Here is a 23,581-nt window from a genome sequence, read left to right on the forward strand (position 1 = left end):
GACAGGTGTAGTATAAATTTTATACATTATGTAGAGAAGAAATAATATTAATTTCTAAGCATTCAAAATAAAATGAAGATTCATACAAATTTTAAGAAAATAAAAGCAAAAGAAATAAAGTTGGCATACACTTTGCTTATATATATGGCATAAGATGGAACTTTAAATAATAAAGGGGGAAACTATTATGTCAAAACCAGAGATATTGTATGAGGTAAAAGCACAAAGAGGTCCAACATTAAGATGTAAAGGTTGGAGGCAAGAAACAATCTTAAGAATGCTTGAGAATAATATGGAAAATGCAGAAAAACCAGAAGAACTTGTAATTTATGGTGGGATAGGAAAGTGTGCGAGAAACTGGGAGTCGTATCATGCTATCGTAAAGTCATTAAAAGAATTAGAAGATGACGAGACATTAGTAGTACAATCTGGAATGCCAGTTGCAATCTTTAAAACCCATAAATTAGCACCAACAGTAGTTATGGCAACCACAAATATTATGAAAGCAGATTGGGAGACATTCTATGATTTACAAGATAAAAATCTTACGATGTTTGCACAATATACAGCAGCTCCTTGGGAATATATAGGAACGCAAGGTGTTATACAAGGAACATTTGAAACCTTATCAGCTATAGCAATTAAGAAGTTTAATAATGATTTAACAGGAAAAATTTATCTAACTGCTGGAGCAGGAGGAATGGGAGGAAACCAAAGTTGGGCAATGAAAATGCATGGTGGAGTTGCAATTGTTGTAGATGCAGATGAAAAAATCATCAAAAGACGTATGCAAAAGAATTATATGGATAAAATCGTATACTCATTAGATGAAGCTATTGCAATGGCGAAAGAAGCATCTGCTAAGAAAGAACCATTAGCAATAGGAGTAGTAGGAAATGCTGCAGATTTATTTGAAGAAGCATACAAAAAAGGGTTTATGCCAGATATTATCAGTGAGATGTGCCCATGTCATGATCCAATTTCGTATATTCCATCAGGTTATACAGCAGAAGAAGCAGAAGAGTTTAGAAAAAGAGATCGGAAAGGATATTTAGAAGCAGCACGTGAAACAATGAAAAGACAATTAAGAGCAATGAATGCATACTTCCATAAGGGAGTAGAAGTATTTGAATATGGAACAAGTATTCGTAAGGAATGTAGAGATGCAGGGATGCCAGAAGAAGAAGCAATGACAATTCCAGGATTTGTAGCAGAATATATTAGGCCATTATTTTGTGAAGGAAGAGGACCATTTAGGTGGACTTGTATATCAGGAGATCCTGAAGACCTTAGAAAGACAGATGATTTAGCATTAGAAATTTGTAAAGGAGACCCACTAGTAGAAAGATGGATCAAATTAGCACGTAAACACTTACCAATAGAAGCACTTCCAGCAAGAATTTGCTATATGGGATTTGGGCAAAGAAAGAGATTTGCATTAGCAGTAAACGAATTAATTAAGAAGGGTGAACTATCAGGGCCGGTAGCATTCTCAAGAGATAACTTAGATTCTGGATCAATAGTAAATCCAACATTTGAATCAGAAAATATGAAAGATGGAGGAGATTTAATTTCTGATTGGCCATATTTAAATGCATTATTAAACTGCGCAGGAATGTGTGATCTTATAGCAATTCAAGCAAATTATTCAATGGGAGAAGCAGTACATACAGGAGTAACAATGATTGCAGATGGAACAGACGAAGCAACCTTCAGATTAGAAGCATGTATGACAACTGACTCAGGAATTGGAGTGGTAAGACATGCACAAGCAGGATATGAAATAGCAAGAGATGTTGCAAATGGAAAAGGAAAATTAACAAATGAAAGTATTAAGATTCCACTATGGTGGGAGCCTGCAGATAAAGTAACTTTTGGGCCCGATGATTTGAAATTTGCTGAAAGTACATGTGAATAAACATATATAATAATTGATACTATGCTTGTACCTTTCAATCATCTTAGGAGTGGATAATTGGAAGGTACAACTTAGTTTATTGTACATAGAAAAATATTAAATCTTCAAAAGGAAGCTTGTATTCATAAGGGAGTGATTAAAATTGGATGGGAACAAAGTAAGAGCAGATTTAGTAATATCCAATTGTAAACAGATTTTAACCTGCAAAGAAGAAGCAAAGGATTTAATTGGAAAAATTGATTATGGATGGATTGCCATAGCAGGGGAAAAAATTGTAGCTGTCGGGACAAAGGAAGAGGTTGAAAGTGTTGTAGAATATGATGAAGATTGTGTGATTGATGGAAGCGAAAAAATTGTTTTACCAGGTTTTATAGATTGTCATACCCATCTTGTTTTTGGAGGGTCTCGTGTAAAAGAATATGCTGCTCGTATGACTACCAATGATCTAGAGGTTTTAAAGAAGAGGGGAATTAAGACAGGGATTATGGCTACAGTTGATATGACAAGAGATATGACAGAACAAGCGTTATTTGATGCTGCTCAAGAAAGATTAAAATATATGCTTTGTGCAGGAACGACTACTGTAGAAAGTAAGAGTGGATATGGGCTTACTACATCGTCTGAAATAAAAATGTTAAAAATTAATCAAAAGTTAAATGATAGTTTTCCAATAGATATTGTATCGACTTTTCTAGGAGCGCACGGATGGCCTGAGGATATTCCAAAAGATAAATATATTCATATGCTAATATGGGAAATGATTCCTTGGGTAGCAGAGTTAGGATTAGCACAGTTTTGTGATGTTTGGTGTGATGATGGTCATTATACAATAGAAGAGTCTAGAAAAATTTTACAGGCAGCAAGGGAAGCGGGGCTAGAGCCTAAGATTCATACGGATGCATACTCCTATATAGGAGGATCGGATCTAGCAGCGGAAATGAAAATGATATCCGCTGATCATTTGAATTATACACCAAGATCAGTAATGGCAAAATTAGCTGAATCAAAGATTCCAGGAGTATTGCTTCCAGCAATAGATTTTGCAGTAAGACATCCAAAACCTTTTAATCCTAGGCCAATGATCGAAGAAGGCATGACATTGGCATTAGCTACCAATTGTTGTCCAGGATGCTTTAATATATCTCTACAATTTGTAATGATGCTTGCATGCCGTCAACATGGAATGAGTCCAGAAGAAGCACTTAGGGCTGCTACAATTGGAGGTGCAATGGCTTTAAATCTGCAAGAGGATAGAGGTTCATTAGAAGTAGGGAAACTGGCAGATATTCAGATTTGGCATGCATCTACTTATGAGGATGTTATCTATCGGCTTGGAGTAAATCTTGTAGAGAAAGTAATAAAACGAGGAAAAATCGTTGTAGAGAATAACATAGATCAATCTTTTGTACAATTGGAGAAGGAGGGAGTATAGTTGTGTCTGGAGTAAAAATTCTAGAAAAGGTAATGGACTCTGATAATTTTACAGTTGGAGGGGGAGCAGCATCAGCACTGGCGGGTGCAATGGCAGCGGGAATGATAGCAATGGTTGCAAAATTATCTACAAAGAAAGATTATGGACTTACTGTAGATAAGTATCATGAGATTTCTAAAGAAGCAGATCAGTTAGCGAAAAAATTAATTTTTGGAGCTGAGGAAGATGAGAAAGCATTTTGTAAGATAAAAGATGCGTATGCTCTTCCAAAATCAACGGAAGAAGAAAAAAAGAAACGTTTAGCTGCCATTCAAAATGGAGGGATTGCAGCTGCAACCGTTCCCAAAAACAATGGGTTTATGTGTAAACATGTATACCAATTAGGAATGGCGTTAAAAGACAACTCTAATCCTAATGCTGCATCAGATTTAGCTGAAGCAATTATGTTGGCTGATGCAGGTGTTAGGGGTTGTATTTTAAATATTAAAGCTAATCTTTTGCTAATTAAAGATCAAAAGATAAAGTCTGAATTTGAAAATTATATACAAGAATTGAAAGATTTTAAAGGAAGGAATGAAGGTTATGAAGAGTTTATTGGCTGAAGTAAATATTAGTGAGGGTAGAAATTTAGATGTAGTTGAAAAAGTGAAACTAGCTCTTTTAGAAAAAGAAGATATAAGGCTTATTGATTTAGATTCTGATAAGGATCATAATAGAACTGTTTTTACTTACATAGGTGAGCCAGATGCTATACTTGAAGCAACAAAAAGACTTGCTGCTAAGGCAATTGAATTAATTGATATGACAAAGCATGAAGGTAGCCATCCTAGAATGGGGGCAGTAGATGTTGTTCCTTTTATTCCTGTTAAGAACATAACTACAGAAGAGGCTGTTAAAATTGCTAGAGAATTTGGTAAGTTTCTAGGAGGCCTAGGAGTGCCTGTATACTATTATGAAGATGCGGCTACAAAACCAGAGAGAATGAGTTTAGTAAAAATAAGAAAAGGACAATATGAAGCTCTACCAGAAAAAATGAAGAATCCAGAATGGGAACCAGATGAAGGACCACATGAGTTTGTTCCTAAAAGTGGTGCTACCGTTACAGGAGTTCGGTTCCCTTTAGTTGCTTTTAATGTGAACCTAAAAACGGAGAATATAGAAATAGGGAAAAAAATTGTGAAAGCAGTTAGAGGGGCTACAGGGGGATACAAATATGTTAGAGCAATTGCCCTTAGTTTAGAAGATAAGAAAATGGTTCAGGTATCTATGAATCTAGTTAATTACGAAAAGACACCTATTCCTAGAGTTATGGAAACAATTCGATCTGAAGCTACCCGCTATGGAGTTTTAATAGATGGAGCTGAGCTAGTTGGGCCTGTTCCTCTTATGGCGTTAGAGGAAGTACTTAAGCATTATCTCCAGGTACATGATTTTTCTATGGAACAAATTTATTATTAACTAGGGGGAAGATGTGAATGAAAGTAATTTGTGTTAATGGGAATAGTTTAACATTAGAGGATCTTGTAAAAGTTTCTAGAGAAAATTATAAAGTTGAGCTTGCGAAAGAAGCAATAGAAAGAGTGAGTAAATCTAGAGAAGCAGTTGATGAATTTGTTGAAGAGGGAAAGGTGATCTATGGAATTACTACAGGATTTGGAAAGTTTAGTGATGTACTTATATCAAAAGATCAAACTAAAGAGCTGCAAAGGAATTTGATTGTCAGTGATTGTTGTGGTGTTGGGAAACCTTATTCTGAAGAAATTGTAAGAGCTGCAATGCTACTTAGAGTAAATGCATTAGCAAAGGGATTTTCAGGTATAAGATTAAGTACGTTAAATGTATTGATTAAAATGTTAAATAAAGGTGTTCATCCGGTTGTTCCTGAAAAAGGATCTGTTGGAGCAAGTGGAGATTTGTGTCCATTGGCACATATTGTTTTAGTAATGTTAGGAGAGGGAGAAGCCTTCTATCAAGGTAAGCGTATGAAAGGCTTCGAGGCTATGAAGGATGCCGGGATTGAGACTGTTGAGTTAATAGCTAAAGAAGGATTAGCTTTAATTAATGGTACATGTGTATTAACAGCTGTAGGTGCATTAGCTGCATATGATGCTAAAATGGTTGCTAAGCTTTCTGATATTAGTGCTGCAATGACAGTAGAAGCTCTTAACGGAATTGTAGATGCTTATGATAAGAGAGTACATGAAGTAAGACCTCATGAAGGACAAATAAATTGTGCACAAAATATGCTAAATTTATTAGCAGGAAGTAAATCAACAACTAGACAAGGGGAAATTAGAGTACAGGATGCTTATACATTAAGATGTATACCTCAAATTCATGGTGCAAGCAGAGATGCTATTGACTATGTGATTAAAAAAGTAACTATAGAGTTGAATTCTGCTACAGATAATCCATTGATTTTTTCAGAGGATAAGGAAGTAATTTCAGGAGGGAATTTCCATGGACAGCCAATGGCATTAGTATTTGACTTTTTAAGCATTGCTATTGCAGAATTAGCAAATGTAGCGGAAAGAAGAATTGAAAGACTTGTTAATCCAGCATTGAGTAGGTTACCTGCATTTTTGGTGAAAAATGGAGGGCTCAATGATGGGCTTATGATTCCTCAATATGTTGCAGCTGCACTTGTATCTGAAAATAAAGTATTAGCACATCCAGCTTGTGTAGATTCTATCCCAACATGTGCAAATCAAGAAGATCATGTAAGTATGGGATCTATTTCAGCAAGGCAATCAAGAGAAATACTGAATAATGTTATGCATGTATTAGGAATAGAATTAATGACAGCTGCACAAGCTATTGAATTTGGAGCAAAAGAAAAGCTAGGTAAAGGTACAAAAGTAGCTTATGCTAAGGTAAGAGAGTATGTAGAGCCAGTTGAAAATGATAGAGTATTCCACATAGATATGCATGAATGTTATAAACTCGTTGCTAGCCATGAACTTGTAAAAGCAGTAGAAGAAGAGATTGGAGAACTAAAATAGTGTAAAACTATAATTAGGATTATCCTTTTGATTTACCCAATTAACCAATACAGCAAGTGAAAATTTTAAAAGTAATAACGAAATAATAAAAGTATATTTAGGTGCAAGTTAGAATAAAATTAACATATAAAAATATCCTAAAACTATTATAGGTTTTAGGATGTTTTTATTAGTGGGGCATAAGGAAATATTTACAAAATAATTAAAGCCTATTCCATATATATAGATTTTGTAATATAATTTTAAATTGTAAAGTAAAATGATTATGATACAATGGTTTCAGAAGAACCTCTGAAAGGAGAATATCATGAAAACTTTTTTAAAAATATTTGCAATTGCTTTTGCATGTTTTATAGTAGCAATGGGGGCAGGGTTATGGGCTTTTTCTAAATTTTATCATCCTGCTACGGATGTGATTGTAAGTGATAAACCAAAGAAGGAACCTATAGAAATTGTGGATAGTAATAAAGAACCAGTAGAAGAAAAGAGCGAATTAGAAAAGCTTATTGATGAAAGCAAGAGGATTAATATTTTGTTATTAGGTATGGAGGGACCAAGAACAGATACGATAGTATTTGCTAGTTTTGATCCTGAAAGTAAAAATTTAGATTTAGTATCTATACCAAGAGATACCTATTATGCACGAAAAGGATATAGTGCTGCTGATGAGAAAAAAATAAACGCTGTTTATGGAGATGAAGGAATAGAAGGGACTATGCGTGCTGTAAGCAAAGTATTAGGTGGAGTACCTATTGATCATTATGTGAAGGTAACTTATTCAGGAGTAGAAAGAATTGTAAACTCATTAGGAGGGGTTCAGGTAAATATTCCTATGAATATGGATTATGATGATCCTTATGCAAATCCTCCTTTGCATATACATTTAAAAAAAGGAACACAAGTTCTTGATGGAAAACATGCAATACAGTTTTTAAGATTTAGAAAGGGCAATAATGGAGGAGGATACCCAGATGGGGATTTAGGGCGTATAAAAGCACAACAGCAGTTTATTAATGCGGCAATAGGAAAAGCATTAAGCTTTAGGCTTCCAGTTGTTGCTAATACAGTTATGAAGTATGTAAAAACAGATATTTCTATACCTGATATGGCAATTATGGCAAAAAATGCTGTAGGTATGACAAGAGATAATTTAAAAGCTTATTCTCTTCCAGGAAGACCAATTAATCAAAATCACTTATCCTATTTCTTACATGATCAGGATGAAGTAGAAAATTTAATTAAGGAAATATATAGCAGAGGAAAAGAGTAGCATTTAGGATGCTGCTCTTTTGATGTTTATGCATATAGATAAAATGCTATAAATTGGAAATAATAAAACTATATTGCTTTAGAAGGGTTTTTTCTATAGAATGTAGAATAATATTTTAGACACAATGTTTAGGAGTGAAGATAAATGCAAAAAAGAAATATGGGAGTTCTTTTTGGAGCTTTTATTCTTCTTGCTTTAGTAAGTGGAATGGTTACTTTTTTTATTTTTTTTCAACCACAAAGAGAAGATGAAAAAGTCGTAGAACAATTGACAGATAAAGTTACAAAAGAGAATATACAAGAGAAGCCACTAATGAGTATAAAAGAGATATTAGATGATGCAGATGAAGTATATTTAGAATCTTCTTTAGGGTCAAATGATATTGTAGAGATTAATGATAAGGATATAGATAAAATTTTTTCATACTTAAAAAGTTTAGATTTAAAGCTAGTAATGGAATCTATTGAAACAACCCAAGATACAAGTCAATATAGTAATTATTTATATGCTGTTCATATAAAAAATAAAAAGGTTAAGATAAAAGTAAATGAAAAATATGTAATAATTGATGATATGCAAGGCAAAATGCAAGTTTTTGAAACAGATAAAGAGAAGTTAGCATCCTTTACTAAAGAAATAGAGTCTGTTTTTATGAATCAATATAATGCTTGCGAATTATTTGAAAATCCTCAAATAATATGGATTGAGGCTAAGGATGAAGAAAAACAGTGGATATTAAATGAAAGTGGAATAAAGAATTTATTAGAAAAATTATATTTATTATCTCCTGTTGATAAAAATGAAGTGATAGGGGTTCCTAGCAGTTATCCAGATTATGATATCCATATACAAAAGGATAATAAAGTTTATAAAATACATCTTATTAATAAAGAAGTACTGCTTTTAGATTCTTCAGATAGTTATGCATATTATCGATATGATGTAAAGCTATGGGACTATATTCATAAAAAATATTCTGTAAAGTTTAATGAAAAAACTAGCGAATTTAAGCGTTTATTAAAGGCAACAAATATTTTAGTGGATGATATGGAAAATATATATGATTTTGAAGATGATGCTTACTACAATATAGAAATTGCAAGATGGATTATTCAGGCAGAAAAGAAAGAAACTAAAGAAGTTAAGGATCTTGGACCTTTGCTATATGATATAAAATTTACAGTTAATGGGGATATTATAGAAGTAAAAGTATTTGAGGATTATATTAAGTATAATGGAAAAAATTATTATAGTAAAAGAATTGGTGAAACAATAAAAAGTGGATTAGGTGTATAAAAGGTTAAGGGATCTCCTTAACCTTTTATTTTATCTTTTTCTAATAACATTTTTCCAACTTTGTATATATCTCCTGCACCCATTGTTAATACAAGATCATTAGGTTGTGCATATTTTCTTATGTAAGCTGTTATTTTTTCAAAAGTATCCATATATGAAACATCTTTATGGTAAGCTTGTATGGCTTTTACTAGATCCTTTGAATGAATTTGGCCAGTATCTTTTTCTCTTGCAGCATAAATATCTGTAATAATAATTTTATCAGCAAGATCGAAAGAAGAAGCAAAATCATTAAGGAGTGCTTTTGTACGAGTATAAGTATGAGGTTGGAATATACACCATAATCTATTGTGAGGAAGTTTAGATGCTGCATCTAAGGTAGCTTTTATCTCCGTAGGATGATGGGCATAATCATCTATAATGGTTATATCATCTATTTTACCTAGTACGTCAAATCTTCTGTGTGTTCCTTTAAAAGCTTTTAGGTTTTTGATTATTTTTTCAACAGGGACATTTAAGTTATGACAGCAAGCAATAGAAGCTAGAGCATTATATATATTGTGCTTACCAGGGATACTCAATTCAAACTTACCTAAAAATTTATTATTAAAGAATACATTAAAGTTTGGATGTCCTCTATCATTAAATTGAATGTTATCTGCCCAATAATTACAAGAATTATTTAAGCCATAAGTAAGGATATGACAGTTAAGCTTTGGCAATATCTTTTGAACATTTTTATCATCTTTACATGCAATCAAGAAGCCGTTTTTTGGAATTAACGAAGCGAATTTTGTGAATGTATCTATGATATGATCTAAGTCTTTAAAATAATCTAGATGATCTGCGTCTATATTTAAGATTATGCCAATGTGTGGGAAGAATTTCAAAAAGCTTCCTACATATTCACAAGCTTCTGTAACAAAATAGTCACGACTGCCAACTTTAACATTTCCTCCAATTTGGTCTAATTCTCCACCAACAAGGATTGTAGGATTAAAATCACTATATTCTAAAATAAGAGAAATCATAGATGTTGTTGTTGTTTTTCCATGAGTTCCTGAAACAGCAATGCTACTTTTAAATTTTTTCATAAGGAGTCCTAACATTTCAGCTCTTGATATAACGGGTATATTTAGTTTATTTGCTTTTTGTAATTCAGGATTATCTTCTTTTACTGCAGCTGTATAAACAACTAAGTCACAAGAATGTAAATTGTCTTCATGATGACCGATAAAGATTTTTGCTCCTTTTTTTAAGAGCTTTTCAGTAATTTTAGAAGATTTCATATCAGAACCAGATACATTATAGCCAAAGGTAAGGAGTACTTCAGCAATAGCACTCATGCTTATACCACCAATACCAATGAAATGTATATGGTTGATATCATGTTTGTCTAAATCAAAATGAATCATAAGAAATTCTCCTCCAGTTTTTTAAATACATTTAAGATTTTGTTCTATTCTTATCATATTCATACATTATTATATATTTTCCAAAAAACAAAAGTATTCAATATAAAATATAGTCAAATTATATCATAAAATAATTTCTGAAAAAGAGAAAAAGAAAAAATACCCGTTGAATAATTGTTATAAACCGAATAAAATTAATATAAATAACAAAAAAGATTCGGAATGGAGCGTAAAGAAGATGAAAATAAAGAGAAATGGAAGAATTGGAGCTTTGATTAAAATTCTTTGTGATAATCCTAATAAGATTTTTACTTTAAGTTATTTTACAAATAAATTTAATGCTGCAAAATCAAGTATTAGTGAAGATATTGTTGTAGCCAAAAGGCTTATGGAGGATTTAGAGTTAGGAAGAATAGAGACGATTCCTGGTGCAGCAGGCGGGGTAAAATATATTCCTTTAGTAAGTAGAAGAGAAAACAAAGAAATACTAGAAGATATATGCGAAAAACTTTCAAAACCAGATAGAATTATTCCAGGGGCTTTTATATATATGGCAGATATTATTTACGATCCTACTATTGTTAGAAAATTGGGAGAAATATTTGCTACTCAGTTTAAGGATCAAGAAGTAGACTATGTTATAACTGTTGAAACAAAAGGAATCCCTATAGCAATTATGACAGCTAATGCACTTAATGTGCCATTAGTAATTCTAAGAAGAGATAGCAAAGTTACAGAAGGATCTACAGTAAGTATCAACTATATATCTGGTTCAACAGGAAAGATTCAGACTATGTCTATATCAAAAAGAGCAATAAAAAATGGTGCTAATGTGATTATTATTGATGATTTTATGAAAGCTGGAGGTACAGCTAAAGGAATGATGGATATGATGAATGAATTTGATGCAAATGTAGTAGGGGTTGGTGTAATGATTGCAACAAAAGAACCAAAAGAAAAAATAGTAAAAGATTATGTTCCATTGCTTATATTAGATAAAGTTGATGAAAAAAGCAAAACGATTCATGTATATCCAAATGAATATTTAATATAAAAAGATTCTAAATTTTTACAAAACAGAAGGAGGAAATTTTGAAAAATTGGAGAATATGATAATAAGCTCGTAAGTTGAGACTGGGAAGGTGGTGAGGAATATGGAGGTTACTGATGTACGTGTACGAAAGATTAGTGACGAAGGAAAGATGAAAGCTATTGTATCAGTAACTTTTGATAACGAATTTGTCGTACATGACATAAAAATTATCGAAGGACAAAACGGATTATTCATAGCTATGCCTAGTAGAAAAATAGGAGAAGGAGATTTTAGAGATATTGCACATCCTATTAATTCAGAAACTAGAGCGAAGTTACAAGAAAAGATATTTACTGAATATGAAAAAGTAAAAAATGAGCAGGAATAAAGCATAAAAATTTAATATATGAAGGTTAAAAACCTCTTTGAAGAAATGGCATTTATAGCTATTTAGTTCAAAGAGGTTTTGTTTTTGTGGAATCCTTTTAGTCTACTAAAAAAAATGATATACTAAATGACGGATATGGTATGAAAAGAAGAATATATAAAAGTAAGTTTATCATAATAAGCAGAAAAAGCAAAAATTTTGTCACCAATTAATTATAAAAATAATGTATAATAGGGAGTGATGTAGATGGATAATATAACTGCTGTTATATTAGCTGCAGGAGCAGGTACGAGAATGAAGTCAAAGCTTCCAAAGGTTTTACATACAGTTTGTGGAAAACCAATGGTAGAGCATGTAATTGATGTAGCAGAAGAAGTAAATGCAAATAAGAAAATCGTAGTTATAGGCCATGAGGCAGAACAAGTAAAAAAAGCAATAGAACATAGAGATGTTGAATTTGCTCTTCAAAATGAACAATTAGGTACTGGTCATGCAGTGATGCAAGCAGAAAATCTTATTCAAGATAAAGGATACGTATTGTTGTTATATGGAGATACTCCATTAATAAAGGGAGATACAGTTAAAAAGCTAATAAACTTTCATATAGAAGGGAATTTTCAAGCAACTGTTTTAACTGCAGAATTTGAAAATCCTACAGGGTATGGAAGAATTATTAGGGATGAGAATGGTAATGTATTAAAGATTGTAGAAGAAAAAGATGCAAGTGAAGAGGAAAAAAATATTAAAGAAATTAATTCAGGGATTTACTGTTATGATGCAGAATTATTAAAAAAAGCATTAAAGCAATTAACAAATGAAAATAAGCAAAAAGAGTATTATATTACAGATGTTATTGAGATATTAAACAGAGAAGGCTATAAAGTAGGAGCTTATAAGCTTAGAGATAATACAGATATAATGGGAGTCAATTCAAGGGTCCAGCTTGCTGAAGCAGAGAAAGTGATGCAAGAAAGGATTTTATTAAAGCTTATGGAAGATGGAGTAACAATAATTGATCCGAAGAATACCTATGTAGAAAAAAATGTAAAAATAGGCAAAGATACAGTTCTTTATCCAGGAGTTATCTTAAGAGGAGATACTGAGATTGGGGAAGATTGTATTATAGGGCATAATTGTCGTATTGAAAATAGCATTATCAAAGAAGGAGTACAAATTCAAAGTTCAACAATTGTAGACAGCTTTGTAGATGAGCAATGCAGCATAGGTCCATATGCTTATTTAAGACCAAATAGTAAATTGGGAAAGAAAGTAAAAATTGGAGATTTTGTTGAAGTGAAAAACTCCACAATAGATGATGAATCAAAAGCATCTCATTTAGCTTATATTGGAGATGCAGAAGTTGGAAAGAATGTAAATATAGGTTGTGGTGTAGTATTTGTTAATTATGATGGAAAAAATAAACATAAAACCATTGTAGAAGATAATGCTTTTGTAGGTAGTAATGTAAATTTAGTAGCTCCTGTTGTAGTAAGGAAAAGAGGATATATAGCAACAGGATCTACAATTACAAAGGAAGTTCCAGAAGGGGCATTATCTGTAGCAAGAGGAAAACAAAAAAACATAGCTGGATGGGTAGACAGAAAAGGTTTATTGAAAAAAGATTAATTTAGGGAGGATTACAAATGAATATTAATGGTCAAGAGATTAAGGTTTTTGCTGGAAACGCTAGTAGAAATTTAGCACTTAGAGTATGTGAAGAGTTAGGAGTAACTTTAGGAGATGCAGAAGTAGGATCCTTTAGTGATGGAGAGATTTCTGTTAATATCAATGAAACAGTAAGAGGTGCTGATGTTTTTGTTGTACAGTCTACTTGTGCGCCAGTAAATAGACATTTGATGGAACTATTGATCATGATTGATGCACTAAAAAGAGCTTCAGCTGGTAGAATTACAGCTGTTGTGCCATACTATGGATATGCAAGACAAGACAGAAAAGCAAAGGCAAGAGATCCGATTACTGCAAAGCTTGTGGCAGATCTTATTACTTCTGCAGGAGCAGATCGTGTACTTACAATGGATTTACATGCTGCACAAATACAAGGGTATTTTAATATACCAGTAGATCATCTTTTAGGGGTACCTATTTTAGTAGAACATTTTAGAAAGCTTCAGTTAGAAGATTTAGTTATTGTATCACCAGATCTTGGAAGTGTTACAAGAGCTAGAAATTTTGCTAATATTTTAGATGCACCTATTGCTATTATAGATAAAAGAAGACCAAAAGCAAATGTTTCAGAAGTAATGAATATCATTGGAGATATAGAAGGAAAAAATGTTATTTTAGTAGACGATATGATTGATACAGCAGGAACTATTACACAAGGGGCAAAAGCACTAAAGGATTTTGGAGCAAAAGAAGTATATGCATGTTGTACCCATCCAGTTTTATCAGGACCAGCTATAGAACGTATTAAAGATTCAGTGATAAAAGAACTTGTTATATTAGATACGATTCAGCTGCCAGAGGAGAAAAAATTAGACAACATTAAAACTTTATCTGTAGCACCTATTTTTGCAGAAGCAATTAGAAGAATATATGAAAATGTTTCTGTAAGTAAACTCTTTGATTAATAAAAAGTGGAGAATCTCTCCACTTTTTATCATATTTAGAAAATATGGTATAATAAGCTAGAAACAGTATAAAAAAGAAAGGATGCGAAAAATGCTTGTAGTTGTTGGTCTAGGAAATCCAGGAAAACAATATGAAGGGACAAGGCATAATGTTGGATTTGATACAATAGATTATTTAGCTTATAGAAATAATATAAGCATAAATAAGGTAAAGCACAAAGCAGTAGTAGGAGACGGGTTTATTAACAATAAGAAAGTTATGCTTGTAAAACCTCAAACTTACATGAATTTAAGTGGACGCAGCTTGTTAGAAATTGTAAATTTTTACAAGATAGATATGGATGAATTAATCGTTATATATGATGATATTGATACAGATGTAGGAAAGATAAGGATTAGAAGAAAAGGAAGTGCGGGGACACATAATGGTATGAAATCTATTATTTATGAAATCCAATCTGATCAATTTCCACGCATACGAATTGGGATAGGTAAGCCTACTTATGGAAATTTAGCAGACTTTGTATTGGGAAAATTTTCAAAAGAAGAAAAAGAAGAAATTGCTTTGTCTATAAAAAGAGCAGCAGAGGCTGTAGAAACTTTTATAAAAGATGGAATAGATATAGCAATGAATAGATATAATGGTTAATAAGAAAATTTATTATATTTAAGAAGTAGCCCAGATTATAATCTGGGCTTATGGTGTTGCGACCAATAAAAGGATGTGAGAATTTTGCAGCAAAATGTATTTATACAAGGATTAACAGGGCTAGAGGAATATGAGCAGTTGCAGCATAGCTTAGATAAGAATTTAAGTCCTACTATGGTACATGGATTAATAGATTCACAGATTCCACATATTGTGTATGCTTTAAATAGGTCTTATGATAGACAATGTTTGATTATAACGCATAATACGTATAGAGCAAAAAAAATTTATGAAGATTTGAAATTCTTTACAGAAAATAGAAGTTATAATTATCCTGCAAAAGAACTTGTATTTTACAATTATGATGCTCATAGTCACCAAAACTTTGAAGAAAGATTAAATATAATTATTAAAATAGCTAGTAAGGAAAAATGTATAGTTGTGGCTTCTATAGAAAGTTTACTCCATAAACTAATGCCAAAGGAAGAATTTGTAAAAAGCTTTGATAAGCTAAGCTATGGACAAAAAATTGAATTAGAAAAAATCATATCTACTTTTGTTTTTTTAGGATATGAAAGAGTAGATATGGTAGAAGCAAAAGGACAATTTAGTATCAGAGGTGGAATTATAGATTTTTTTCCAGTCACTTCTGAAAATCCTTACAGAATAGAGCTTTTTGATGATGAAATAGATTCTATCCGAAGTTTTGATATTAATTCACAATTGTCTATAGAAAAGCTAAAAGAAGTGTTTTTATATCCAGCTCAAGAAATATTATTAAATGATTCTTTAAAGAAAAATGCTATTGAAAAAATAAAAGCTGATTTTGAAAAACATTCAAAAAAAACAAAAGGAGAAGCATACGATCGATTAAAAGAAAAAATAAATCACTTAATAGAGGCGTTAGAGATTCAAAATTATCCCCAAGGATTTGAAAATTATTTAAATTATTACTATCCTGATAATCAATTTTTGATAGATTATTTTGAAGAGAATGCTTTAATTTTCATCGATGAACCATCTAGGATAAAAGAAAGAGCAGATACTGCATATAAAGAACTTCAAGAATCTTTTAAAGGATTGCTAGAAAAGGGGCAAGTACTACCAGAGCAAGCTTTCCTTATGGCTCCTTATGAAGATTTTTTGTTTGAATTGAAGAAAAAACACAGTTTTGTTTTAAGTAGCCTGCCAAAGAACAATCCTATGTTTGTCCCTGAGTATATTGTGAATTTTACTTCTAGAATGGCACAATCTTTTCATGGGAAAATGGACATGTTTTCAAATGAGATAAAGAATTGGAAATTAAGAGGATATAAAACGATTTTATTATGCGGGACAGAGGAAAGAGCAAAAAGATTAGAAGAAAGTTTAAAAGAAAGAGGGATTGAAACTATTTATTTTAAAGAAGTGAATCACATTATTCAACCAGGTCAAGTTTTTATCCTTCAAGGGAATTTAACAAAAGGATTTGAATATTATAGCAATAAATTCTTGGTTATTACAGAAGATGAAATTTTTGGCACAGCAAAAAAGAAAAGAGTTTCTAAGAAAAGAAAAGATGCTCGTCCAATCAAATCATTTATGGACTTAAAAATAGGGGATTATGTTGTTCATGAAAATCATGGAGTAGGAAAATATGTAGGTGTAGAACAATTAAAAGTACAAGGAGCCAAAAAGGATTATCTAAAATTAAAGTATTCTGGTGAAGATCTATTATATGTTCCTATTGAACAAATGGATATGGTTCAAAAATATATTGGTGCTGATGGAGCTGTACCGAAATTAAATAAATTAGGTGGTACAGAATGGAAGAAAACAAAGGCAAAAGCTAAAGGCGCTATTATAGATATGGCAAAAGATTTGTTAAAATTAAATGCAATCCGTCAAACAACAAAAGGACATGCTTTTTCACCAGATACGCCTTGGCAGAAGCAGTTTGAAGATAGTTTTCCCTATCAAGAAACGCCGGATCAGCTTAGATGTATAAAAGAAGTAAAAATGGATATGGAAAAGCGTGTTCCAATGGATCGCCTACTTTGTGGGGATGTTGGATATGGGAAAACAGAAGTGGCAGTAAGAGGTGCTTTTAAATGTGTTATGGATGGAAAGCAGGTAGCATTTTTAGTACCTACAACAATACTTGCACAACAGCATTATAATACATTTGTCCAAAGGTTTAGTCAATTTCCAATTACAATAGAAATGTTAAGCCGATTTAGAACAGATAAGCAGCAAAGTGAAATCATCAATAAAGTACGTGCAGGGGTTGTGGATATTATTATAGGTACACACCGTATGTTATCGAAAGATGTTGTTTTTAAAGACTTGGGATTGTTAATTATTGATGAAGAGCAAAGATTTGGAGTGCAGCATAAAGAAGCATTGAAGAAGCTTAGAAAAAATGTAGATGTATTAACTCTAACTGCTACACCTATTCCAAGAACTTTGCATATGTCGTTAATCGGGCTTAGAGATATGAGTGTTATTGAAGATCCTCCTGAGGAAAGATATCCAGTACAAACTTATGTCTTAGAGTACAATGAGGAGATTATAAGAGATGCAATTTTAAGAGAATTAGGAAGAGGAGGACAGGTTTTCTTTGTATTTAATCGAGTAAAAGGAATTCAGCAAATGGCTGCTAAAATAAGAAATTTAGTTCCAGAGGCAAGGGTTGCTGTTGGACATGGACAGATGAGTGAAAGACAATTAGAAAATATTATGCTTGATTTTATGAATGGAGAATATGATGTTTTAGTTTGTACTACAATTATTGAGACAGGCTTAGATATATCTAATGTAAATACTATAGTTATTTATGATGCAGATAAAATGGGTCTCTCACAATTATACCAGTTAAGAGGCAGGGTTGGAAGATCTAATAGATTAGCTTATGCTTATCTTACTTATCAAAAAGATAAGATACTGACGGAAGTTGCAGAAAAAAGATTAAAAGCAATTAAAGAATTTACTGAGTTTGGGTCAGGATTTAAGATAGCTATGAGAGATCTTGAGATAAGAGGAGCAGGAAATCTGTTAGGAAGTGAACAACATGGGCATATGGCGGCTATTGGATATGACCTATATTGTAAACTATTAGAAGATACAGTGAGAGAAATGAAGGGAGAACAAATAGAGGAAATAACAGAGGCAAATATAGAAATTAATGTAAATGCATTTATACCTGAAAAATATATTATGAATGAAAGTCATAAGCTAGAGATTTATAAAAAAATTGCTTCTATTCGAGATAAACAGGATGCTTATGATTTAGAAGAAGAAATAGAAGATAGATTTGGAAATATACCACAGCCTGTGATGAACTTAATTTCTATTGCATACATTAAAGCAATGGCACAAAAACTTGGTATTGTGCACATATCAGAAACAGATACCCATGTAAAATTGGAATTTGATAAAGGAAGTCGAATGAATCCTATGCTCATTAGTGAAATGATAGGACTTTATGGAAATAGAATCCATATAAATGCTAGTGCAAATCCCTATATAAGATTTACGTATTATTTTTATAATAATAGATTAAAAGAGATAAAAGATTTCCTAGAAAAAATTAGTGGTTTTAATAAGACTGAATTTCAGATATAATGAAGTTTAGGAAGAAATATGTATATACGAGGGAGAGGATCTTGTGAATTCTATAAAAACAAAAGCAAAAACCTTTTTTGTGATTATCTTAGCAGTTACAATGCTTTTTGCGGCAGGGTGTGAAAGTAGTAAGATAAGTAGTAATTCAAATGATGCAGTTGCAAAAATAGGAAATAAAGTAATAAGTAAAGATTTATATAATAAAAAATTAACTTTAATTAAAAAAACCATTGAAGATCAATATGGAGATCAAATTTGGAGTTTAGATATGGGTGGTAAAACTTATCTACAAGCGGTTCAAGAAAAAGTTCTAGATCAAATGATCGATGAAGAAGCTGTTGTAAAATATATGAAAGATCAAAATATAAATATAGATGATAAAGAAATCCAAAAGCAGTATGAAGCATATATGGAAGGAATGAAAAATAAAAAAGAAGCGAAAGAATTTTTGGAACAAAATGGCATAGATGAAGCTTTTATAAAGAATCAAATGAAAATGGATTTGTATATGAATAAGTTTCATCAAAAAATTATAGAGGAATTAGCTTTAACAGATAAAAAACTTGAAGAGTATTATGAAAAGCATAAAGAAAAATATACTAAAGATCGAGCAAAAGCAAGCCATATCTTGGTAGAGAAAGAAGAAGAGGCAAAGGATATATTGAAAAAAATTAAGGCAGGAGAAGACTTTGAAGAGCTTGCAAAAAAATATTCAAAGGATCCAGGATCTGCTGCACAAGGTGGGAATTTAGGTGTATTCCCAAAAGGAATGATGGTTCCAGAATTTGAAAAAGTTGCTTTTTCTTTAAAAGATGGAGAAGTTAGCGAACCTGTAAAGACACAGTTTGGATATCATATTATTAAAGGAATGGCAATAACATTTGAAGATGTGAAAGAAGAAATAAGAATGGATATGATTCAAAATGCAATTGTTGACAAATTGAAACAAATAAAAGAAGATTTAAAAATTGAAAGATTTGAAGAAAACATAAAATAATCTGTGCGCAGCACAGATTATTTTTTTATATGTTCAGAAATTTTCCATGCATGTATAAAAAAAGAATAATAGTAAAATAATAAGTTTACATTAGTAATTTTTCAATAGAATTGTTGCAACAAGCAGACTAGGAGGGAATAAAAATTGAAAGCTACAGGAATAGTTAGAAGAATTGATGATTTAGGTAGAGTTGTAATTCCTAAAGAGATAAGAAGAACATTAAGAATAAGAGAAGGAGATCCATTAGAAATATTTACAGATAGAGATGGAGAAGTAATACTAAAGAAATATTCTCCAATTGGAGAGTTAACGGAATTTGCAACTGAGTATGCTGAATCATTAAATGATGCTTTAGGGCAAGTTGCAATTATAGCTGATAGGGATATAATAATAGCTGTAGCAGGAGCCTCTAAAAAAGAATTTTTAGAAAAAAGAGTAAGCAAGGCTTTTGAAAAAGCAATGGAAGGTAAGAAATCTTTAGTAATTACTGAAAAAGAAAAAGTTTATCCATTAACAAGTGATGGGGCAGATGAACAAAAGTATACTTCTCAAGTAATTGCACCGATTGTTTCACAAGGAGATTCAATTGGAGCTGTTGTTATTTTATCCAAAGAAGAGGATGTTCCATTAGGAGAGTTAGAATTAAAAGTAGCAGAAACAGCTGCAAATTTCTTAGGAAAACAGATGGAACAATAAAATAGGAATAATACATAGGATATTTTGTAGTAGCCAATGGCTACTACTTTTGTGTTTTACTAGATATGAAAGAAATAAAACACTACAAATAATACATATTTCTGATATAATAGATTTGTTCATCATTCATAAATTATTGGTATTGGAGGAGGGGAAATGAGCAGTAAGTCATTTTTGAAAGGAGCTGCTATTCTTGGAATAGCAGGAATTATTGTAAAGATAATGGGGGCTTTTTTTAGAATTCCCCTTGGAAATATGATTGGAGAAGAAGGAATGGGATATTATCAGGCATCATATCCTATATATGTTGCATTATTAACCATATCAACAGCAGGAATTCCAACAGCTATTTCTAAACTTGTTTCAGAGAAAAATGCAATTGGAGATAGATTTGGTGCCCATAGAGTATTTAAGATTTCTTTTATATTATTATTTATTATTGGTATTATTACATCCTCTATTTTATTTTTTGGAGCAAAAACTATTGTAAAGCTTATAGGAAGTGAAGGAGCTTATTATTCTATGATGGCAATTGCACCAGCATTACTATTTGTTCCTATTATGGCAGCATATCGTGGATATTTTCAAGGACTTCAGGATATGGTACCTACTGCTATATCACAAATTATAGAACAATTTGGAAGAACTGTTGTAGGAATACTTTTAGCAATATTTCTTTTAAAAAAAGGAACAAAAATGGCAGCAGCAGGTGCTTCTTTTGGGGCAGCAGCAGGTGCTATTACAGGTGCTATAATGATAATTATTATCTATTATAAAAGAAGAAAAAAAATTCTGTATGAAATTAAGTCAAGCCCTATTAAGGAGCAAGAATCAGCTAGTAAGATTATTCAAAGAATTTTTTCTATTGCAATACCTATAACAATTGGTGCTGCAATTTTGCCTATCATGAACATGGTTGATGTTGCCATTGTTATGAGAAGGCTTCAAGAAATAGGATTTTCTCCTGATGAAGCAACAGGATTATATGGCCAGTTAACAGGGATGGCTGCACCACTTATTAATTTACCTCAAATTATTACGGTGGGATTGGCTGTCAGCTTAGTACCTGCAATCTCTGATGCAACTAAGAGAAGAGATGTATCTTCTGTAAGAAGTACAATTCAAATGGGAACGAGAGTAGCTCTACTTATAGGACTTCCTGCAGCAATTGGGCTTGTGACATTATCAAAACCTATTATGCTACTACTTTACCCATTACAGCAAGAAAGTGCTGTAAGTGCTGCATCTTCTTTGTCTATATTGGGTTTTGGTATTATCTTTTTAACATTAGTTCAAACTTTTACAGGTATTTTGCAGGGATTAGGAAGACAAACGATTCCTGTAATAAATTTGTTTATTGGAACAATATTTAAAGTATTGGCTACATATTTTTTGACAGGAATACACAGTTTAAATGTTAAAGGGGCTGCTATTGGTACTGTTACTGCTTATGCTGTTGCTGCATTACTTAACTTTTTTGCAGTAAAAAGATTAACACATACAAAATTTAGTATGGTTAATTTTATAATAAAACCAGTTATTTCTGTTATGGCTATGAGTATATCTGTAATTTTTGTATATGGACGATTGATAGATGTATTAGGAAATAAGCTTGCAACATTAGCAGCTATAGGTGTTGGTGCTGTTATTTATGGTTTGATGCTATTTGCAACGGGAGGAATTACAAAGACTGATTTTGAAATGATTCCAGGAGGAAGGAAGTTGGCTAAAATATTGAGTATGATAGGGCTGCTACGGAAATAATACAAAGGGGAGGTGAAAATATGCTTAATACACTTACTGTTATAGGATTAGGACCAGGGAGTAAAGAATATTTAACAATTGGCGCTATGGAAAAAATGAAAAAAACGAAAAAGATTTTTCTAAGAACTAAAAAGCATCCCGTAGTTTCATATTTAAAGGAACAAGGAATTTGTTTTGAAAGCTTTGATTATGTTTATGAGGAGAAAGAAAGCTTTGATCAAGTTTATGAAACTATTGTAGATAATCTTGTTTCTATGTTAAAAGATAAAGAGGTCGTTTATGCTGTACCTGGAAGTCCATTTGTAGCAGAAAGAACTATACAGCTTTTAATTGAAAAATCAGGAAACGAAGGCTTTTCCTTAGAATTTATTTCATCTGTTAGCTTTATAGAAGCAATGCTTCATACCTTGAAGAAAGATCCAATAAAAGGATTGCAGATAATAGATGGATTACAATTAGATCAGCAAGTACCAGATATAAAAACAGACGTAATTGTTACTCAAGTTTATAATAAGTTTGTTGCATCTGAAATGAAATTAAGATTAATGGAATATTATCCTGACGAACATACTATTGTGGTTGTAAGAGGGGCTGGTATTCCTGATGAAGAGAAGGTAGAAAATATTAAGTTATATGAATTAGATCATGTAGAATGGTTAGACTATTTAACAAGTATATATATTCCAAGAATTGACGATAATACAGTAAAATTCTATAATATGAATGATTTGATGGAAATTATGAAAAAATTAAGAGGGAAAGATGGATGCCCATGGGATATAAAACAAACCCATAAAAGCTTAAGACCTTATTTAATAGAAGAAGCCTATGAAGTTTTAGAGGCTATTGACAACGAAGATATGGATTTATTTGAAGAAGAGCTAGGAGACTTACTTTTGCAAATAGTCTTTCACGCAGTAATTGCTTCTGAAAATGGTCAATTTGACATGAGAGATGTAATTACAGGAATATGTAAAAAATTAATATACAGGCATCCTCATGTGTTTAAAGAGGAAAAAGTAGATTCAGCATCAAAAGCAGTCATGAGTTGGGAGAAAATGAAAAGAAAAGAGAAAAAGGAAGATACTTATACAGATGGATTAAGAAGAATTCCAAAACACTTACCTGCTCTTATGAAAAGCTATAAGGTACAAGGTAAGGCTGCTGATGTTGGATTTGATTGGGATTGTGTAGAAGATGCAATAGAAAAGATAAAAGAAGAGCTAGATGAGCTGCTAGAGGTATACAATACAAAAGATCAGGATAAAATAACAGAAGAATTAGGAGATTTAATTTTTGCGGTTGTAAATGTAGCAAGGTTTTTAAATGTAGAACCAGAAATAGCATTAAATAAGACTGTGGATAAGTTTATTAATAGGTTTGAATTTATAGAAAAAACTGCAAATAAAAATGGAAAGAAATTGGAAAAAATGTCTTTGGAAGAGATGGATGCTTTGTGGAATATGGCAAAAATACATAAAAATTAAAAAAAAGATAAAAAATATCACTAAAAAGAAGGATTTTTCA

General features: G+C 31.8%; 18 protein-coding genes. 17 read left to right on the forward strand and 1 reads right to left on the reverse strand.

The genetic code is table 11. The features are described 5' to 3' along the window. Window positions 1-187 precede the first annotated feature (187 nt). From FQB35_RS01055 to FQB35_RS01085, 7 genes are all read left to right on the forward strand, one after another. Complete coding sequence (locus tag FQB35_RS01055) at window positions 188-1,918, forward strand: urocanate hydratase (RefSeq protein WP_148808141.1); 1,731 nt, start codon at window positions 188-190, stop codon at window positions 1,916-1,918. Between the two features lie 142 nt (window positions 1,919-2,060). Further along, complete coding sequence (gene hutI, locus FQB35_RS01060; RefSeq protein WP_148808142.1) at window positions 2,061-3,350, forward strand: imidazolonepropionase; 1,290 nt, start codon at window positions 2,061-2,063, stop codon at window positions 3,348-3,350. Between the two features lie 2 nt (window positions 3,351-3,352). Beyond that, window positions 3,353-3,952 carry a cyclodeaminase/cyclohydrolase family protein gene (locus tag FQB35_RS01065; RefSeq protein ID WP_231701834.1) on the forward strand — a complete coding sequence of 200 codons (600 nt, stop codon included), beginning with the start codon at window positions 3,353-3,355 and terminating at the stop codon, window positions 3,950-3,952. Then, window positions 3,933-4,808, forward strand: coding sequence for a glutamate formimidoyltransferase (ftcD, locus tag FQB35_RS01070; protein ID WP_148808143.1), 876 nt, complete (start codon window positions 3,933-3,935; stop codon window positions 4,806-4,808). The genes FQB35_RS01065 and ftcD overlap by 20 nt, the downstream gene beginning before the upstream one ends. Window positions 4,809-4,825: 17 nt before the next feature. Continuing rightward, complete coding sequence (hutH, locus tag FQB35_RS01075) at window positions 4,826-6,352, forward strand: histidine ammonia-lyase (protein WP_148808144.1); 1,527 nt, start codon at window positions 4,826-4,828, stop codon at window positions 6,350-6,352. A gap of 307 nt (window positions 6,353-6,659) precedes the next feature. Then, complete coding sequence (locus tag FQB35_RS01080; protein WP_148808145.1) at window positions 6,660-7,622, forward strand: LCP family protein; 963 nt, start codon at window positions 6,660-6,662, stop codon at window positions 7,620-7,622. A gap of 144 nt (window positions 7,623-7,766) precedes the next feature. Then, window positions 7,767-8,918, forward strand: a complete 1,152-nt coding sequence (locus FQB35_RS01085; protein WP_148808146.1) for a hypothetical protein — start codon at window positions 7,767-7,769, stop codon at window positions 8,916-8,918. Window positions 8,919-8,935: 17 nt separating this feature from the next. On the opposite strand, the gene murC is transcribed toward FQB35_RS01085, so the two are convergent. Then, window positions 8,936-10,330: a UDP-N-acetylmuramate--L-alanine ligase gene (gene murC / locus FQB35_RS01090; RefSeq protein ID WP_408625486.1), complete on the reverse strand. Its 1,395-nt coding sequence runs from the start codon at window positions 10,328-10,330 to the stop codon at window positions 8,936-8,938. Between the two features lie 241 nt (window positions 10,331-10,571). Between murC and purR the strand changes: the two genes are divergently transcribed. The 10 genes from purR (at window position 10,572) to yabN (ending at window position 23,541) form a co-directional block, all read left to right on the forward strand. Beyond that, the gene (gene purR, locus FQB35_RS01095; RefSeq protein WP_148808148.1) at window positions 10,572-11,387 is read left to right on the forward strand and encodes a pur operon repressor; all 816 of its coding nucleotides are present in this window, start codon (window positions 10,572-10,574) and stop codon (window positions 11,385-11,387) included. A 100-nt stretch (window positions 11,388-11,487) separates the two neighbouring features. Beyond that, complete coding sequence (gene spoVG / locus FQB35_RS01100; protein WP_148808149.1) at window positions 11,488-11,754, forward strand: septation regulator SpoVG; 267 nt, start codon at window positions 11,488-11,490, stop codon at window positions 11,752-11,754. 246 nt (window positions 11,755-12,000) lie between these two features. Beyond that, complete coding sequence (glmU, locus tag FQB35_RS01105) at window positions 12,001-13,380, forward strand: bifunctional UDP-N-acetylglucosamine diphosphorylase/glucosamine-1-phosphate N-acetyltransferase GlmU (protein WP_148808150.1); 1,380 nt, start codon at window positions 12,001-12,003, stop codon at window positions 13,378-13,380. Window positions 13,381-13,397: 17 nt separating this feature from the next. Continuing rightward, a complete protein-coding gene (locus FQB35_RS01110; RefSeq protein ID WP_148808151.1) occupies window positions 13,398-14,345 on the forward strand; it encodes a ribose-phosphate diphosphokinase in 948 nt (315 codons plus the stop codon). Window positions 14,346-14,436: 91 nt separating this feature from the next. Further along, a complete protein-coding gene (gene pth, locus FQB35_RS01115) occupies window positions 14,437-14,994 on the forward strand; it encodes an aminoacyl-tRNA hydrolase (protein WP_148808152.1) in 558 nt (185 codons plus the stop codon). 75 nt (window positions 14,995-15,069) lie between these two features. Continuing rightward, window positions 15,070-18,597: a transcription-repair coupling factor gene (mfd, locus tag FQB35_RS01120; protein WP_231701835.1), complete on the forward strand. Its 3,528-nt coding sequence runs from the start codon at window positions 15,070-15,072 to the stop codon at window positions 18,595-18,597. Between the two features lie 43 nt (window positions 18,598-18,640). Then, window positions 18,641-19,594, forward strand: coding sequence for a peptidylprolyl isomerase (locus FQB35_RS01125; protein ID WP_148808153.1), 954 nt, complete (start codon window positions 18,641-18,643; stop codon window positions 19,592-19,594). A gap of 144 nt (window positions 19,595-19,738) precedes the next feature. Further along, window positions 19,739-20,290, forward strand: a complete 552-nt coding sequence (gene spoVT, locus FQB35_RS01130; protein ID WP_148808154.1) for a stage V sporulation protein T — start codon at window positions 19,739-19,741, stop codon at window positions 20,288-20,290. A 156-nt stretch (window positions 20,291-20,446) separates the two neighbouring features. Beyond that, on the forward strand, window positions 20,447-22,054 hold the full coding sequence (locus FQB35_RS01135; protein WP_148808155.1) for a putative polysaccharide biosynthesis protein: 1,608 nt from the start codon (window positions 20,447-20,449) through the stop codon (window positions 22,052-22,054). Window positions 22,055-22,074: 20 nt separating this feature from the next. Next, window positions 22,075-23,541: a bifunctional methyltransferase/pyrophosphohydrolase YabN gene (gene yabN / locus FQB35_RS01140; RefSeq protein WP_148808156.1), complete on the forward strand. Its 1,467-nt coding sequence runs from the start codon at window positions 22,075-22,077 to the stop codon at window positions 23,539-23,541. The last annotated feature ends 40 nt before the right edge of the window (window positions 23,542-23,581 follow it).

The organism is Crassaminicella thermophila (assembly GCF_008152325.1).
Classification (GTDB): Bacteria; Bacillota; Clostridia; order Peptostreptococcales; family Thermotaleaceae; genus Crassaminicella_A; species Crassaminicella_A thermophila.

Bases quoted from the DNA above. Each gene is read 5' to 3' on its own strand.
- FQB35_RS01055 (WP_148808141.1), top strand. From the start codon at position 188: ATGTCAAAACCAGAGATATTGTATGAGGTAAAAGCACAAAGAGGTCCA.
- ftcD (WP_148808143.1), top strand. From the start codon at position 3,933: ATGAAGAGTTTATTGGCTGAAGTAAATATTAGTGAGGGTAGAAATTTA.
- hutH (WP_148808144.1), top strand. From the start codon at position 4,826: ATGAAAGTAATTTGTGTTAATGGGAATAGTTTAACATTAGAGGATCTT.
- FQB35_RS01080 (WP_148808145.1), top strand. From the start codon at position 6,660: ATGAAAACTTTTTTAAAAATATTTGCAATTGCTTTTGCATGTTTTATA.
- FQB35_RS01085 (WP_148808146.1), top strand. From the start codon at position 7,767: ATGCAAAAAAGAAATATGGGAGTTCTTTTTGGAGCTTTTATTCTTCTT.
- purR (WP_148808148.1), top strand. From the start codon at position 10,572: ATGAAAATAAAGAGAAATGGAAGAATTGGAGCTTTGATTAAAATTCTT.
- spoVG (WP_148808149.1), top strand. From the start codon at position 11,488: ATGGAGGTTACTGATGTACGTGTACGAAAGATTAGTGACGAAGGAAAG.
- glmU (WP_148808150.1), top strand. From the start codon at position 12,001: ATGGATAATATAACTGCTGTTATATTAGCTGCAGGAGCAGGTACGAGA.
- FQB35_RS01110 (WP_148808151.1), top strand. From the start codon at position 13,398: ATGAATATTAATGGTCAAGAGATTAAGGTTTTTGCTGGAAACGCTAGT.
- pth (WP_148808152.1), top strand. From the start codon at position 14,437: ATGCTTGTAGTTGTTGGTCTAGGAAATCCAGGAAAACAATATGAAGGG.
- FQB35_RS01135 (WP_148808155.1), top strand. From the start codon at position 20,447: ATGAGCAGTAAGTCATTTTTGAAAGGAGCTGCTATTCTTGGAATAGCA.
- yabN (WP_148808156.1), top strand. From the start codon at position 22,075: ATGCTTAATACACTTACTGTTATAGGATTAGGACCAGGGAGTAAAGAA.